The organism is Acinetobacter sp. 24-47-39, assembly GCF_056783825.1.
The window spans coordinates 168,862-185,786 of record NZ_JBWYIP010000002.1 but is presented as its reverse complement, the minus strand read 5'-3'; the positions used below and the strand labels follow the sequence as shown (position 1 = coordinate 185,786).

16 protein-coding genes are annotated in these 16,925 nt (G+C 39.2%); 9 read left to right on the top strand and 7 right to left on the bottom strand.

Annotated elements, in window-relative coordinates; all coding sequences use genetic code 11:
• Positions 1–140: 140 nt before the first annotated feature.
• Positions 141–1,412, bottom strand: a complete 1,272-nt coding sequence (locus tag AC1M9C_RS03605; protein ID WP_481586916.1) for a hypothetical protein — start codon at positions 1,410–1,412, stop codon at positions 141–143.
• 77 nt (positions 1,413–1,489) lie between these two features.
• Here AC1M9C_RS03605 and serB point away from each other — a divergent pair, with 77 nt between their 5' ends.
• From serB to AC1M9C_RS03590, 3 genes are all read left to right on the top strand, one after another.
• Entirely contained in the window at positions 1,490–2,710 is a 1,221-nt protein-coding gene (gene serB / locus AC1M9C_RS03600; RefSeq protein ID WP_481586915.1) for a phosphoserine phosphatase SerB, read from the top strand.
• 411 nt (positions 2,711–3,121) lie between these two features.
• Complete coding sequence (gene aciT / locus AC1M9C_RS03595; RefSeq protein ID WP_035264816.1) at positions 3,122–3,436, top strand: ciprofloxacin tolerance protein AciT; 315 nt, start codon at positions 3,122–3,124, stop codon at positions 3,434–3,436.
• Positions 3,437–3,626: 190 nt separating this feature from the next.
• Positions 3,627–4,106, top strand: coding sequence for an SCP-2 sterol transfer family protein (locus tag AC1M9C_RS03590; protein WP_092766561.1), 480 nt, complete (start codon positions 3,627–3,629; stop codon positions 4,104–4,106).
• A gap of 92 nt (positions 4,107–4,198) precedes the next feature.
• Here AC1M9C_RS03590 and dtd read toward each other — a convergent pair whose 3' ends face one another.
• Entirely contained in the window at positions 4,199–4,639 is a 441-nt protein-coding gene (gene dtd / locus AC1M9C_RS03585; RefSeq protein ID WP_035264810.1) for a D-aminoacyl-tRNA deacylase, read from the bottom strand.
• Positions 4,640–4,872: 233 nt separating this feature from the next.
• On the opposite strand from dtd, the gene AC1M9C_RS03580 reads away from it, so the two are divergent.
• From AC1M9C_RS03580 to asd, 5 genes are all read left to right on the top strand, one after another.
• A complete protein-coding gene (locus tag AC1M9C_RS03580; protein WP_481953228.1) occupies positions 4,873–6,387 on the top strand; it encodes a catalase in 1,515 nt (504 codons plus the stop codon).
• Between the two features lie 139 nt (positions 6,388–6,526).
• Entirely contained in the window at positions 6,527–7,030 is a 504-nt protein-coding gene (locus AC1M9C_RS03575; RefSeq protein WP_481586912.1) for an ankyrin repeat domain-containing protein, read from the top strand.
• Positions 7,031–7,143: 113 nt separating this feature from the next.
• Positions 7,144–8,352, top strand: a complete 1,209-nt coding sequence (gene pncB, locus AC1M9C_RS03570) for a nicotinate phosphoribosyltransferase (RefSeq protein WP_481586911.1) — start codon at positions 7,144–7,146, stop codon at positions 8,350–8,352.
• Positions 8,353–8,457: 105 nt separating this feature from the next.
• Positions 8,458–9,306, top strand: coding sequence for a sulfurtransferase (locus AC1M9C_RS03565; RefSeq protein ID WP_092766557.1), 849 nt, complete (start codon positions 8,458–8,460; stop codon positions 9,304–9,306).
• Positions 9,303–10,151 (top strand): archaetidylserine decarboxylase, encoded by an 849-nt coding sequence (asd, locus tag AC1M9C_RS03560; RefSeq protein WP_179999637.1) that lies wholly within the window; start codon positions 9,303–9,305, stop codon positions 10,149–10,151. Before AC1M9C_RS03565 ends, asd begins: the two co-directional genes overlap by 4 nt.
• A gap of 41 nt (positions 10,152–10,192) precedes the next feature.
• Here the strand turns inward: asd and phoR are convergent, their stop codons facing one another.
• The 3 genes from phoR to AC1M9C_RS03545 all read right to left on the bottom strand — a co-directional run bounded on the left by phoR (position 10,193) and on the right by AC1M9C_RS03545 (position 13,190).
• Positions 10,193–11,554, bottom strand: a complete 1,362-nt coding sequence (gene phoR, locus AC1M9C_RS03555; RefSeq protein ID WP_179999639.1) for a phosphate regulon sensor histidine kinase PhoR — start codon at positions 11,552–11,554, stop codon at positions 10,193–10,195.
• 10 nt (positions 11,555–11,564) lie between these two features.
• A complete protein-coding gene (gene phoB / locus AC1M9C_RS03550) occupies positions 11,565–12,275 on the bottom strand; it encodes a phosphate regulon transcriptional regulator PhoB (protein ID WP_035264799.1) in 711 nt (236 codons plus the stop codon).
• Positions 12,276–12,503: 228 nt separating this feature from the next.
• Positions 12,504–13,190: a TetR/AcrR family transcriptional regulator gene (locus tag AC1M9C_RS03545; RefSeq protein ID WP_481597151.1), complete on the bottom strand. Its 687-nt coding sequence runs from the start codon at positions 13,188–13,190 to the stop codon at positions 12,504–12,506.
• Between the two features lie 198 nt (positions 13,191–13,388).
• Here AC1M9C_RS03545 and AC1M9C_RS03540 point away from each other — a divergent pair, with 198 nt between their 5' ends.
• A complete protein-coding gene (locus AC1M9C_RS03540; RefSeq protein WP_035264797.1) occupies positions 13,389–14,234 on the top strand; it encodes an SDR family NAD(P)-dependent oxidoreductase in 846 nt (281 codons plus the stop codon).
• A gap of 51 nt (positions 14,235–14,285) precedes the next feature.
• Here the strand turns inward: AC1M9C_RS03540 and AC1M9C_RS03535 are convergent, their stop codons facing one another.
• Entirely contained in the window at positions 14,286–15,653 is a 1,368-nt protein-coding gene (locus tag AC1M9C_RS03535) for an MATE family efflux transporter (protein ID WP_092766554.1), read from the bottom strand.
• 104 nt (positions 15,654–15,757) lie between these two features.
• Entirely contained in the window at positions 15,758–16,921 is a 1,164-nt protein-coding gene (locus tag AC1M9C_RS03530) for a methionine aminotransferase (protein WP_481595706.1), read from the bottom strand.
• Between the last annotated feature and the right edge of the window lie 4 nt (positions 16,922–16,925).

Genomic DNA, 16,925 nt, shown 5'->3' with positions numbered 1-16,925 from the left:
GAGAGATAAAATTACCAAAAGAGCAATTTTGTATACAAACTAGACGCTTAGTCTAACTTTTCACGCCTGTAAGCTTTAAAAAAGAAAAACCAGATTTAACTTAGCATCAAATCTGGTTTGCTTATTAAAATTTAATCTAATTAAGAGGTGATTGTACGATCCATCGAGGAGCTTTGGGCTTTGCCTTTCAAAATTTCAGTACGGATATTTTGTGCGAGTTCGGCACAGGCTTCGTTCATACCATTAATCATAAAAGCGTGACGAGTTAACACACTGGTCGGATTCGGCATCGGAACCAATTGATAGCATTCACCAATATGCTTTAACTGATCGTGGGTCAAATATAGCGCCATTTCTTTCGCAATCAGGTGATGTGTGAGTCTTTCCGCTGCTTGTACTGAATCGAGTTGCATTGCCTCCACTGGTGCGGTTACAGCACAACGTGTTTGCAATACGAACCGTTTATCCTCACGGTAACGTTTATAGAGTACTTCTGACAATAATTGAAAAACCGAACCAATCATTAAGATGCAAGCAATCGAATTATTCTTGAGTGAAGAAATACTAATGACAGCACCTTGTTGATCAAAACTACGATTCACAACGATATCATCAACATTCAAATGATAATGCGCTGTACACAGTTCGATACTCTTATTTAAGAAAATTTGACATAAATTAAAATAAGGTAAAGAGACAGATTTGTTGACCGTATTAATTAATTGTTTCGGATCATAAAATTGGATATTCAGTGATAAAGCATCCTGATTTAACTGCAGAGTCGGTACTTTTGGCGTAATTGCAGCTTGTTCTTTATTTTGCTCTGGCGTATGAGGTTGTTTAGGCTGACTCTTTTCCAGTTCTAATGCTTCAGTGAGCAGCTTGATCTCATGACGTAAACGGGACTCATTATTTAATCTCGCAAGATATTCGCTACGCGTAGGGCGAGCAATGGCACGATAAGCCAACCATAATAAGCCATGAATAAAGAGTGACGAGAGGATCGCCAGCCATTGTGTTCTTAATATTTCGCCGATACTTGGTTTAACCAATGTGATTTCCACACTGCCAATTTTCTTTTCATTTTGTAGTGCATCTCGAACGAAGATTTCACCCTGACGCGTCTTAGACAAGCCTGCAGTTGCGAGAACTTGGTCTCCTGTGCCAAGAATACGTATATATGCAACACTTGGATTCGTTGCATAGCGATTGGCTAATAATGCAAGAGATACAGTATTGGCAGGTTCAAGTTCAGTTAAGCTATCTGCGACCAGTTGAGTCGTCATTAGCAAACCTTGGCTTGCACGGTTTTCATTTAATTGATGTGTCGTTGCAATAACCAATAAAAAGGTATGCAAGGCAAAACTTACAATCAGCAGGCTAGCAAATAGCCCTTGTCTAGGCGCATTCAACGTAAACTTCCAAAGAAAATTAATTCAATTTCGATTATGATTCTTACAATATTCGTAGCTCAGACCCGAGTCAATTCATGCGAGAAATCATTCTTATTTCATTTTTAGGACCTGACCAACCGAATCAGTTTACTCGATTGATGCAGGTGTTGTCCGTACATTCTTTGCAAATTTTAGATGTAGGACAAGCAGTTATCCATAACCAATTGACTCTCGGCATCGTGGTTGCCTCCGAAGACCAGACAGCAACAGCTTTGGCCATGAAGGATATTCTGATTTTAGCACATGATATTGGTCTTACTGTGCGCTTTAAACCAATCAATTCAGAAGATTATGAGCAATGGGTGAAAGAAGGTGGGCGTACACGATATATTGTGACAGCATTGGCACCTGAACTTACTGCAGCACATTTGCAAGCAGTGACTAATATTGTTTCGAGTCAAGGCTTTAATATTGAAACAGTCACCCGTTTGTCTGGACGACCAACGTTAAATCATTTTGAAAATGAACCAAAACGTGCTTGTGTGCAATTTGGTTTGAGCGGTCAAATGTTAGATGCTGCAGCAATGCGAGCGGCATGTTTAAGTTTATCAAATGAATTAAGTGTCGATGTTGCAGTACAAGAAGACACGCCGTACCGTCGTAATCGTCGTTTAGTTTGTTTTGATATGGACTCAACCCTTATCGAACAAGAAGTAATTGATGAGCTGGCAATTGAAGCAGGTGTCGGTGAACAAGTCGCAGAAATTACTGAGCGTGCTATGCAAGGTGAGCTGGACTTTCAGAGCAGTTTCCGTGCGCGTGTGGCACTACTGAAAGGCATGGATGCTTCTGTATTGCCTAAAATTGCAGAACGTTTAACGATTACTGAAGGTGCAGAACGTCTTATTTCAACCCTGAAATCTTTGGGTTATCGTACGGCTATTTTATCTGGTGGCTTCCAATACTTCGCTGAATATTTACAAGCAAAACTAGGGATTGATGAAGTTCATGCCAATATTTTGGATGTTCAAGATGGGCAGGTCACTGGCGAAGTTAAAGGGCATATTGTGGATGGCGCTCGTAAAGCATTTTTATTAGGCCAAATTGCGGATGAAATGGGCATTTCACTTGAGCAAACGATTGCAGTAGGTGATGGTGCGAATGATTTGCCAATGCTCTCTATAGCGGGCTTGGGCGTTGCATTCCGGGCCAAACCACTGGTACGCCAAAATGCAAATCAAGCCATCTCTAGTGTTGGTTTGGATGGTGTTCTGTACCTATTAGGTGTACATGATAAAGATTTAAGCCGAGCTTAAAATCAAAAAAGCGCATTAAAAAGGCGACCAAATGGTCGCTTTTTTTAATCTAAGTGAATCATTCTTAGACAAATTTTAATCAGCTAAGTTCAGACGAAAAAACAGATGGTCATCATCGAAAAAAAGATGTTTTGACAAAAAATTACGAGGTATTTTTTTGTAATGACACGCCAAGTTTGACTGATTCTGACTCTATGAAAAATGTCTAATCTTAAAAAATGTAATGACAAAAGAATGTTGCGACAATATGTGTCGCTTACAAAAGCATCAGGTCTTTTTTTCTGAAAAAAACTCACCATAATGCTTTCATAGACGCCAACAAGACCATTGAAGAAAGTGAAGCGTTATTTAATTTGTTGTGAAACACCATTAGGCAGTATTTGAAACATCTAAATTTTGACGGAGATTTTTATGGTCACTTTAACTTTTGCAACGATACTCGGATTTGCTCTGATCGCTGTAGCATTGGCGGCCGTATTCTTTTCACCTTATCGTCATTGGCTAGGGTTTATGTTGGCGGGTATGGTCTTCTGGGGTTTACTTGAAGGTATTCGTTATAGTGTTCAACACGTCTTTGACATGTCCTTGGCATATAGTTATTTAACAGCGATTAGCTTAGCCATGGTGGCTTTAACGGCTTTCTTACTTCGCGAAGATAGTCGTGCGCAAAAGGCTTTAGAAAATCGTCGTTATATTGAACATACTCCTGTATATGAGGACGATTAAATCCTGCGCATGACAGATGAGATGTAGACCAAAACTGCGTAGTAACAATTTTATATTTAAAGGTGTATCAAAATGATATACCTTTTTTTTGCCTATACGTTTTGTTAAACAAAGCTGCATTTCCTTACTTATAAGATATGCTAGGATGAATCAATTATTTTTGATATTAAAAAAACGGACTTAAATTGTCATGAAACTATCTTCAATACCTGTTGTGAAATTACCTATCGTTGATGCAAGCACAGATCCACTAGACCTTTTGGTGTTAGGTTTGGCGTTGCGTATGAAACAATTGTCACGTACGAGTCCAAAATTTATTGAGTTAATTCATGATCGTCAGTTCCGTATTCAAATTGGTACAGATCTAGGTGTTGCACGTCAGATTTTAGTCAACAATGGTCAGATTGATTCTGTTTCAGGTGATGCAGAGAAAGCAGATTTCGTACTTCAGTTTGCTGATAGCGAGCAAGGTGTTAAAACCCTGATGAAAGGTGATCCAACTGCATTCATGACGGGTATGCAAAATGGCAGTATTAAAATGGAAGGTGATTTCAGCTTATTGGTATGGTTTAACCAAGTCGCTAAATTAATTCCACCAAAAATTCCTAAACCTGTAAAAGAAAAAATACAATTTGCTCGTCAATTTATTAAAGAAAAGACAGGTAAGTAATACATCACCTACATACGGACTTTTCTCGTTTTGATTCTAGAGATGAGTATTGAAATGCAAGAGAAAAAGCCCTCATAAGCGGGCTTTTTTTGTCATTCAACTTCAAGATTAAAGGTTACCGGACCATCATTGATGAGATGCACTTTCATATCCGCTGCAAAGATTCCTGTTTGTACATGTTCAAACTGAGATTTTGCGTATTCAACTAACTGTTCATACAGTTCTTTTGCTTCGAGAGGCGGCATTGCAGGGCCGAAGTCAGGACGCAAACCTTTTTGGGTTTGTGCCATCAGGGTAAATTGCGAGACTAATAATAATCCGCCTCCTGCTTGGCTAAGATTCCAACCCATTTTTCCTTGGTCATCATCAAAAAAACGGTATTTTAAAATCTTATCGATGAGCTTCTTACCTTTTTCAAAGTTATCTTCTTTGCCAATACCAATAAAAACTAAAATTCCTTTTTCGATTTGACCAGTAATCTCACCATCCACAACGACTTTCGCTTCAAGGACGCGTTGGAGTAAAGCACGCATAATTCAACCAAGTTTGATGTTTTTTAATTCAAATGAATTGTATCAAATTAAAAAAAAGAAAAGGGATAAAGTCGTCATCTATCGTCATAAGTTATTGATAAAAAAATAATTAATCAGAGTATATACTTTTAATCTAATAAAGCGATTGAAATGATAAAAATTAACCTTTTTACCAATTTTGTTAAAGGAGGTAATTTACGCGTGCAGGAAAGGTAAATTTGAGAGAGAAAACGATGTTTAAGCGTTCAATGTTGGTTGCAATGCTTGCAACTGCGACAGCAGCATCAGCTGCACCATTAACAAAAGATAACGGCGCACCAGTGGGTGATAACCAAAACTCAATCACTGCAGGTCCAAATGGTTCTGTATTATTACAAGATGTACAGTTGATTCAAAAACTTCAACGTTTCGGTCGTGAGCGTATCCCTGAGCGTGTTGTACACGCACGTGGTACGGGAGCTTATGGTGAATTCGTTGCAACTAAAGATTTATCAGATCTTACTATTGCTTCACTTTTCAAAGCAGGTACGAAAACTCCAGTATTCTTACGCTTCTCTACAGTAATTCATGGTAAGCATTCTCCAGAAACTTTACGTGACCCACATGGCTTCGCAATTAAGTTTTATACTCAAGAAGGTAACTGGGATTTAGTTGGTAACCAAACGCCTGTATTCTTCATTCGTGATGCGATCAAGTTCCCAGACTTCATCCACGCAATGAAACCAAGCCCAATTGACAACGTTCAAGACGCTAATCGCGTATTTGACTTCTTGTCTAGCCAGCCATGGGCAACAAATATGTTGACTTATGTATATGGTAACCAAGGTGTTCCTACGAGCTACCGTGAACAAGACGGTTTCGGTGTACATGCATTTAAATTGTACAACGACAAGGGCGAATATAAATACGTTAAATTTAACTTCCGTTCTAAGCAAGGTGTTAAAGGTCTAAACGTTAAAGAAGCTGCTGAATTACAAGGTAAAGACTTCAACCACTTAACGAATGATCTTTATAAGAACATCAATGCGGGCAATTTCCCGAAATGGGATCTTTATATCCAAGTGTTGGATCCTAAAGATTTGAATAGCTTCGATTTCGATCCACTTGATCCAACTAAAATCTGGCCTACTGATTTAGTACCAGAAACAAAAGTGGGTACTTTGACATTAAATCGTATGCCGAAGAATTTCTTCCAAGAAACGGAACAAGTTGCTTTAGCACCAGGTAATTTAGTACCAGGTATCGAGCCATCAGAAGACCGCTTACTTCAAGGTCGTATCTTCTCTTACTCTGATACACAAATGTACCGTTTGGGTGCAAATCACCAGCAAATTCCAGTAAACCGTCCATTGGTAAATGTGAACAACAATAACCAAGATGGTTATATGAATGTTGGTGCAACTTCATCTAACGTGAACTATGAACCAAGCCGTATGGAGCCAAAACCGTCGACTCCTAAAGCACGTGCTGTTGAAACTCCACTTTCTGGCACTGTTCAACAACGTGCTGTGAAAGAGCAAAACTTTAAGCAAGCGGGTGATTTATACCGTTCATACTCTGCTAAAGAGAAATCTGACCTCATTATGAACTTAGCAGCTGATCTTGGTAACGTAAAAGATTCAGAAACTAAACACATCATGTTGTCTTATTTCTATAAAGCAGATGCGGATTACGGCACACGTATGACTAAAGCTGTAAACGGTAACTTAGCGACTGTTAAAGCGAAAGCGGCAGCTTTAAAAGACTAATCAAGATTAGTCCTTAAATTGGTGATTAGGGTATAAGGTGTCACCTCAAAAAAGTCCTGTAAAACTCAATTCCTTTCCTGCAACCCTAGGGGAGTTTTACAGGCATTCGTTATCGAATTTAAACTCAGGTGAGGGAAGAATGAAAAATATTGTATATAGTTTATTAATCGCTTTACTGAGTTTAAGTTCAGTAATGCTTCACGCTCAAACGACGTCTGTCAGTAGCTCACAACAATCAGATCAGAAAGAAGTGATTGACTTATTTTTTGCAGCAGCGAAAACAGGAAACAAAGAAGTTATTCATGAATTTTTGAAACATGGTTTTCCAGTCAATATTAAAAACCATGCTGGTTTTACACCATTAATGATGGCGACCTACTATGGTCATCAAGATATTGTAACGACTCTATTGGAAAACGGCGCAGACCGCTGTGCTCGTGATAATAAGGGTAATACAGCTTTGATGGGTGCTATCTTTAAGCTTGAATGGTCGATTGCCAAACAATTGAGTCAGGTCGATTGTGATGCTCAAGCGAAACAGACAGGACACAAGACCACAGAAGAATTCGCAAAAGTTATTGGGCAAGATAAAGCATTGAAAGCTTTGACTGAGTCATATAGTCAAGACAATGCAAAAAAATAATCAGTTTAAGTTTTAGTAATTAGTCGAATAATCTTCGACAATTACTAAAACGAGCTATGAATCGCAACAAAATGTGCTTTAATGCAATAAGTTGCTAAAAACTGAAAAATAATATGTCTGCCATTATTCAATCCTTACTTGATACTGACTTGTATAAATTCACGATGTTACAAGTGGTATTACATCAATTTCCTCAAACGGATAGTGTCTATCAATTTCGTTGTCGTAACCTTGAAGATACAGCCTATCCACTCGTGGATATATTAGAGGAACTGAACGAACAGTTAGATTTACTGTGTCAGCTCAAATTTAAAGAAGACGAATTACAATATTTAAGAAGTTTGCGCTTTATTAAAAGTGATTTTGTAGACTATTTAGAATTATTTCAACTTAAGCGCCGCTTTATTAAAGCCAGTATCGATGATCAAGGCCGTTTAGATATCCGTATCGAAGGACCTATGGTTCAAGCAATGATGTTTGAAATTTTCGTACTTGCAATTGTCAATGAACTCTATTTTCGTCGTATTCGCGATGAGCAGGTATTGGCAGAAGGAGAGCGCCGTCTTAAAGCTAAAATTGAATTGTTGAAACACTATGAAAGTAGTCAACAACCGAATGATCCACCATTTCTTGTTTCCGATTTTGGAACACGCCGTCGCTATAGTTTTGACTGGCAAAAACATGTGGTAGAAGAGTTTAATAAGGCTGCACCACATATTTTTCGTGGCACAAGTAATGTTTTATTGGCAAAGCAGTTGGGTATTACACCAATTGGTACGATGGCACATGAATTTTTACAAGCTTTCCAAGCACTGGATGTTCGCTTACGTGATTTCCAAAAAGCTGCACTTGAAACTTGGGTGCAGGAATATCGCGGAGATTTAGGCATTGCACTGACAGATGTTGTTGGTATGGATGCATTCCTAAGAGACTTTGATTTGTATTTTGCCAAATTGTTTGATGGTCTACGACATGACAGTGGTGATCCATATACGTGGGGCGATAAAGCCTACGCACATTATAAAAAATTAAAAATTGACAGCAAAACTAAAATGCTCACTTTCAGTGATGGTCTAAACTTAGAGAAGGCATGGGATTTGCATCAATATTTTAAAGATCGTTTCCAAGTCAGTTTCGGGATTGGTACTAACCTCACCAATGATATGGGACAAACTGCTTTGAATATTGTTTTAAAGTTAGTCGAGTGCAATGGTCAATCAGTAGCTAAACTCTCTGATAGTCCAGGAAAAACCATGACTGATAATGATACCTTCCTCGCATATTTGCGTCAGGTATTTGATGTTGAGTCTCCTCAAGCATAATTTCCCTTTTCTGATTTTTTGCTAATACCATGCAAAAAATCAGAATAATTTTGAAAAAGTCTTGTGCTAAGATTTGAACAAGGCCAATAGAACTATTCAATAAATATGACCACTAACGCTTTTGATTTCGGGCTGCTCATTGAAGCAGAACAACTTGTTCCTCATTTAGGAAGTGAAAAGTTACGTATTGTTGATTTGACCCGAAGTTCGGTCTATGAGCAATTACATATTCCGCATGCTATACATCTGAAGCCAAAATTTTTAGTGCGCCAAGAGGAACAAGCTACGGGTTTATTGCCTGATGATGAAGGGCTTCAGCAGCTAGTACAGATATTAAACATATCACCTGAGCATCATGTCGTGGTCTATGATGATGAAGGTGGGGCATGGGCTGGTCGACTGATCTGGAATCTACACTGTATGGGTTTTTATAACACCAGTTTATTAAATGGTGGTATTCATGCATGGTTAGGCGCCAACTATCCTACTTCTTCAGAAGTTGAAGAGGTTCAGCCAGTCACATGTCTTTTTCAAGTTAAGACATCCAATGTTGATCAACACCGTATTGATTATTCAACTTTAATAAAAAAAATTGAAAATAAAACTTGCCAAGTATGGGACTGCCGAACGGCTGAGGAGTATACCGGGCAACGTCTCGCGGCACGTCGTGGTGGACATATTCCAACGGCTAGACATTTTGAGTGGAGTACTGCACTTAATCGTCAAAATCATTTAAAATTGCACCCCTTAGAACGCACGCAACAACGTTTAGAACAATTGGGCTTTCAATTTGATCAGCCAGTCGTCGTATATTGTCAGTCTCATCACCGTTCAGGTTTAGCTTACATTATTGGTCGATTACTGGGTTGGGATATCCAAGCTTATGATGGTGCGTGGAGCGAGTGGGGCAACCGCCTCGACAGTCCAATCATTACTGGAGAGTCACCTGAGTGAGTCTGACAAATTTAAAAAAGAAACTATTTATTCAAGCGCAGCAAATCGTCCCGCAACAAAAACTCAGCCGTTTGGTAGGTAAAGTCGCAGCCAGTGAAAACCCAGTATTAAAGAATGTTGTCATTCAAGCATTTAAAGCAAAATATGGCATTGATATGTCAATTGCTGAGCAACAAAATGCCTTGAAATTTAAATCCTTTAATGAGTTTTTCACTCGCTCTTTGAAAACAGGCGTTCGTTCAATTGATCCTAATCCTAAAAGTGTCGTGTCACCTGCAGACGGTGCAATTTCACAATTGGGTAAAATCAATGAGGGCGATATTTTTCAGGCAAAAGGTCAAAGCTTTTCAGTTGAAAAGTTAATTGGTGATCCTCAATTGGCAGCACCATTCAAAAATGGTGAATTTGCAACAGTGTACTTATCACCGCGTGATTATCATCGTGTGCATATGCCTTATTCTGGTACATTGACTGAAACTTTATATATTCCAGGTGAATTATTTTCAGTCAACCAAACTACAGCTGAAAATATTCCGGGTTTGTTTGCACGTAATGAACGAATGGTATGTTTATTCGATACTGATGTTGGTCGTATGGCTGTTGTTTTAGTTGGCGCAATGATTGTTGCTGGAATTGAAACTGTTGCGACAGGTAAAGTAAAACCAACGGGTCGCTTAGAGCTGAACCATCATGCGATGAAACTTGAAAAAGGTGATGAGCTCGGACGTTTTTATTTGGGTTCAACGGCTGTAGTTTTGTTTGAGAAAGATAAAATGCAATGGGACCAAGCATTTAAGGCGAACTCAACTGTAGTAATGGGTGAAGCGTTAGGTCATCTTATTTGAGTGTATCTTCTGACTAAAAAAAGCGCCTTAGGCGCTTTTTTTTATTCGTGCATTTTATACAAGCGTTCTTTGGGAAACACGGCAATAAATGTAGAGCCTTCGTTTTCTTTCGACTCGATTTCAATATGTGCGCCATGTTGCATAAGTACGTGCTTAACGATGGCAAGGCCTAAACCAGTACCACCTGTTTGACGACTGCGTGCACTATCCACACGATAAAAACGCTCAGTTAAACGCGGTAAGTGTTTTGGATCAATTCCAATACCAGTATCCTGAACAGAAAAATAGCCACGTTCCCCATCATCATGCCAGCCGATGGTGATGGTGCCACCTTTCGGGGTGTACTTTATGGCATTGGTAATTAAGTTACTAAACGCACTCGCCAATTCCATATCTGAACCAATTAAGTCACAGTGGCTGTCTATATCAAGGTTAAGTGTATGACCATAATCAATATTGTAAGCTTGCGCATCATCGAAAAGATGGTTCATTAAACTTGGCATTTCGATAATTTGATTTTTCGCAATTTGTTTTTCATTTTCTAAACGAGACAAAAGCAAAAGATCATTGACCAATGCATTCATGCGTTTAGTTTGCGATTGCATTTGCTCAAAGGCACGTTTCCAGCGCGGATTGATATCTTCTTGATCTGTGAATGTTTCGATATACCCACTTAACACTGTGAGTGGTGTTCTTAATTCATGTGAAATATTATCAACAAAATCTGAACGCATTTGCTCGAGATTTTTCATACGGGTAATGTCGTGCGCAACTAAGAGGCGACTTTCATTGCCAAAGCGAGTCAGTTTGATTTGCGCATACTTATTATCATGATTCACCAATTTAATTTTTACACCATCTGGTGCTTGATGGGTATTATGAAAATATTCAATAAAATCAGGTTGGCGAATAATCGTGAGCAGGTTGCGGCCACGATCAACAGCTTGAATGCCAAATAACTTTTCCGCAGCAGGATTCCACCATTCGATTTGATGGGAATCATCCGTAAGAATAATCGCCTCTGATAAAGCCACAAGAGAAGATTGGGTCCGATCGATCAGTCCAACCATTTCAGACTGTACAATACGTTCTTGGCGTTGAGACCGATATACATTGAACAGTAATGCCCCCCAGATTCCATTTAAATTTGGTGGTACATCGTAAGGACGATTCGAAATCCAATCATTGACTAAATATAATGAGCGTAATTGGATACCAAAAAATATGAGACAGGCAATGCCTAAGCATATCCAAAGATAGCCAATCCCTAACCCGATACAGCCCGCAATAATCAGTAGAAATACCAGTAAACGTAAGTCTTGCTTGGCAAAAGTCCATAAACTGCTATATAGAAACTTTTGATGTTCACGTGCCAATTCTGGGACGGGGTAGGGTTCGTACATAAAATCTAAATTAACCTAAAGCAACATCAGCTCGTGTTGAAAAACGATAGCCAGTACCACGCACAGTTTGAACATAACGGTCTGCACCATAAGGTTCGAGCACTTTACGTAAGCGACGGATATGGACGTCGATGGTTCTGTCTTCAATATACACATTTCCACCCCATACCTGATCAAGTAATTGAGCACGGGTATAGGCACGTTCTGGATGAGTCATAAAGAATGCCAATAGACGATATTCTGTTGGCCCCATATCAAGAATATTTTGATTATAGCTGACACGTTGGCTTACTGGGTCAAGAATTAAGCCATTTGCATCAATGGTTTTTTCGCCATTTAACGCATTTGCACGTCTTAACACCGCTTTAATACGGGATACCAACTCACGTGTTGAAAATGGTTTCGTCATATAGTCATCTGCACCAGCATCAAGACCTTGAACTTTATGGTCTTCTTCGCCACGCGCAGTCAACATAATGACTGGAATTTCTGAAAGTGTTTCATCACGCTTAAGGCGACGACACAAATCTACGCCACTCACGCCACCCGGTAACATCCAGTCGAGTAGGATAAGCGCTGGACGTTGATCAACAATCATTTGATGTGCTTGTTTCGCATCTTCTGCTTCCAAGCATTGAAAGCCTGCCATATCTAAAGAAGTATGGATCATTTCCCGAATTGGGAGCTCGTCGTCGACAATTAAAATGTAGTCATCTTTCACAACGCAATATCCTATGATGAACGGTGAACCGTTTTATATTTATGACAGGCTTATTACAAAGATTAATTATGACAGTATCATTGCAAGATGGAAATCGAAGTTAAATATAGCAATGTTTTGTGACAATTAAGCTGATATTTTGTCTCATTGATATTTATTAATCTGAAATTAAATCAATATCTTAAATTTACTTACGATTTGTCACAATTTCTTCATCTTAATTTGATGCTACTTTTTCATTAGATCATTCAATAGGGCGAGAAAAACGGTTTTACATGCCTGAACGACCTCAGCACGTGGAAGTTTAAAACCACCTACTACCCAGCGAACAGCAACTTGAGTGACATAGCCATTTAGACCAGTTGCAATCAAGGAGATCTCTTTTTCAGTGAGATGGGTATGTGGCATCATTAATGTGACAAAGGCATGAATCATTCGGTCGAAACGGCCCATTGTTTCTTGAATGGTTGCATGATTATGAAGTTCTTGGACGAGCATTGCATCAATATAAATAATCCGAGCGGTACGCGGATCATCTTCTAAAAAACTAAAGAACGCATTTAGACCTCCATCAATCATGTTTAGAGGCTCAGGAGAGGCTTTCATAATAGCTTGCATTAATGTTTGTTGAAGCTTCTCAATCAGTTCTAAAAAGATCGTTTGGAATAAGTTTTCACTTTTCTTAAAAGATTCATAAAAGTAACGTTCAGTTAATTTCGCTTGTGTGCAAATATCTTTAACGGTTACTGAGAAAAAACCATGAGTTCCATATGCTTCAATACCCGCTTCAATAAGTTTCTCACGGCGTGCTTGTTTGCGTTCAGTTAAGGACATCCCTTTAAATTGACGCTCTTTTGCGGGAGGCTTTTCAATCGCTTGCTCGTGTTCTGATGGAGTGAGGTTCTCTGGGTTCATAGCAATTCGAGTCTTTTTATAAAAGTGTTATGCTGCGGTCAGTATAGAGTACTGATCAGCTAAAGATACTAAATTGGCCTATAGTAACAATAAAAATGGTCGATAGTTACATTGACAATAATAATTGTCAAAATTATAGTGAACATGAATGACCCAGATCAACGCTGTGGTGCATAAAAATCAAAAAAAGGATTCACAATGAAAAATTTTAAAAACAAAGTGGCTGCAATCACAGGTGCAGGTTCTGGTATTGGTCAACAACTTGCAGTGTTACTGGCTAAGCAAGGTTGTCATTTGTCTTTAAGTGACGTAAATGAAAAGGGCTTAGCAGAAACAGTTGAACTGACGAAGAATGCAAATGTACGAGTCACAACCAAGAAAGTAGATGTTGCGAATCGTGACGAAGTTAAAGCATGGGCGGCTGAAACTGTACAGAATCATGGTTCAGTGAACATGATTTTCAACAATGCTGGGGTGGCATTGGGTTCGACCGTTGAAGGCGCAACATACGAAGAGTTGGAATGGATTGTTAATATTAACTTTTGGGGTGTCGTGTACGGCACTAAAGAATTTTTACCGTATATTAAAAAAACAGGTGATGGACACATTATCAACATTTCAAGTTTATTCGGTTTAACTGCGCAACCCACTCAGTCTGCTTATAATGCAACTAAATTTGCTGTACGTGGTTTCACTGAATCTCTTCGTCAAGAGCTAGATATTGAAAATGTGGGTGTGAGCGCGCTGTGCGTACATCCAGGTGGCATTCGTACCAATATTGCGAAAGCTGCAAAAATGAATGACAGTTTAAAATCTTTGGGCATGAATCCACAGAAATCTGCACAGACATTTGATAAGTTATTACGTTGTCCACCTGAAGAAGCAGCGCGTCAAATTCTAGAAGCAGTACAAAAAGATCGCCGTCGTTTACTGATTGGCAACGATGCGAAAGTGATTGATTTGATGCAACGTGTGATGCCAACGGGCTATCAAAAAGTGACTGCATTTGCGACTAAAATGAGTAAACGTTTCGATTCTAAATAATCGTTAAAAAAACCCGCGTCATGCGGGTTTTTTATTTTCTTGATTTCTAATTTAAATCAGTACTTGAACAGTTTTCTTTTTCCAAACAAATTGATAATACAAACCTTGCATCACACATAAGCAAACGAAAGCCAAAGCATAAGCGTACCAGATTCCCGCCAGCCCCCACCATGCGCTAAATAGATAAGCTGCTGGGAGTTCTATACAGAGTATGGCTACAATATTGATGATCATTGGCATAGTCACAGTGCCACTTGCACGCATAATTGAGGCGAAAATAGCACTCGCGCCAAAAAATAAAATTGACCACAGCACAATAAACAATAATTGTTGCCCGAGTATCACGACTTTTTCATCTGTAATAAATAATGCCATGAGATATTTTGAGAACAAATAAGCCAAGATTACGAGCCCGCCTGTAAAGACAAAATTCATCCCCAGTGCTGTTTTAGTTACACGTGATAAAGAATCCGCTTTACCTGCACCGATCGCTTGAGCCCCAAAAATAGAGGCAGCAATTGCGATAGACAGAGCAGGGAATTGGATGTAGTTCAAAACCTGATTAACTGCGCCATAAGCAGCTGTTGCTTCTGAACCATAGCGATTGACCAAGCCGACAATGACTAATCCTGCCACAGAGGTCGTGACCATTTGAATGCCTGTAGGAACGCCAAGTCTGAGAATAATTTTGCTCAGTTCAGGATTGTGGCGTACATGTTTACACATTGCTAAATCTGGACGTAATGGATGATTTTTTTTATTTAAATAAACGTACAGAAAAATAAGCACGGCCAGATAACCCACAATCGTGGCGATGGCAGGTGCAATGATACCCAATTGAGGAAATCCAAAATATCCAGCGATGAGAACAGGGGTAATAAAGAGCCCAATTAAACTGGTCATTCCCAAAGCGATGAGAGGTGTAATGCTATCACCGACACCACGTAAGATAGAGGTATAAATAATATAAATAAAAAGGAGTGGGCTACCTGCTAACATCCATTGAACATAAGGCAAAGATAAATGCATGACACTTGGGTCTGTGCCCAAGGCCTCAAGAATGTGGCGTGCAGATAGAACACCTAAAATGGCAATAATCGTCCCGCCGATCAATGTCATAAAAATAGTAGAGCCGACAACCGCTCTTACTTTTTCTAAATTTTGTGCTCCCCACGCTTGACCAACCAATACCGTCGAGCCAGCCGAAAGCCCAATTACAAAAGCCAAGAGACAGAACAAAATTGGGAAGAAGACGGAAACAGCAGCAATTGCTTGAACGCCCATCATTTGCCCGACGAAGATCGTATTAATTGTGCCGGATAAATTTTGCAGGATATTGGTTGCAATCAGCGGAACTAAAAAAACTAAAAAAACTTTCCAGAAACCAGGTTCATCAATCGGCCGTAAGGTTCTCGCCATATATAAGTCTTATCCATTATTGTTTTCTATATCAACGGATTGACCTTAGCACCTTATCATTCAAATTGCTTTAGTAATAAAGTAATCCGTCTCGTCTCTTTTCGTTATTGTGATTGAACCTTCGTTAAAATTTCTCCTGCAAGATGCAAGGTTTCCTCTCGTTTTGCAAAACAGACCCGAATGAGCTTCAGATCTTGAGGTGGCTGTTGATAAAACACTGATATAGGAATCGCTACCAGTTTGTGTTGTTCTGCAAGATATTGGCACATTTCTATATCTGTGAGCTCAGGTCTTAGTGTACTGAAATCTAAGTTTTGAAAATAAGTTCCTGGTGACGGCACATATTGAAATTTTGAATGTTGAATTCCATGGATGAATAAGTCACGTTTAGCTTGATAAAAATTGGGGAGATCTAAAATATGTTCAGGATGTTGTTCGATGAATTGATTAAGCGCGATTTGAATCGGATGGACACCACAGAAATTGGCAAATTGATAAATTTGACGAAATACTTTCATCAGTGCCTGAGGTGCAACGCAATATCCAGTTTTCCAACCAGTAACATGAAACGTTTTTCCGAATGAACCAATCACAAAACTACGATCTCGAAGTTCAGGAAAACTAAGCGCAGAATAATGTTGTTGACCATCAAACACTAAATGTTCATAGACCTCGTCAGATAGTACACAAATGTTTTTATCCTGAATCAACTCGATCAGTTGTTGCCAATCTTGCTTGGACCAAATTGCACCTGAGGGATTATGTGGTGTATTTACAATGATTAATCGCGTTCGTTCATTTATTCGATCTTTCACCACATTCCAGTCAACATGGAAGTCTGGATGTACCAAGTTGATATGGATCGCTTGCGCCCCAGCGAGTTTCACTGCAGGTGCATAACTATCATAAGCAGGATCGAAAATAATTACTTCATCTCCAGCATTTACAACAGCTTGAATCGCACACAAAATTGCAGTCGTTGCACCAGGTGTAATGGTGATTTCGCTGATCGGGTCTAAATCGACTTGGTCTCGTTGGCAGAATTGGGCTGCAATTTTTTGTCTTAAACTCAGCAGACCGTCACCAGGTGGATATTGGTTATAGCCTTGTTGTGTGGCTTGAGCTAAAGCTGCAATTAATTCAGGAGGAGGTGGAAAATCAGGAAAACCTTGAGAAAGATTTAACGCGTTCAACTTTTGGGCGAGTGCTGACATCACGCTAAAAATAGTGACACCTAAGTCTGGTAATTTAGATTCAATTTTAATCATGCTG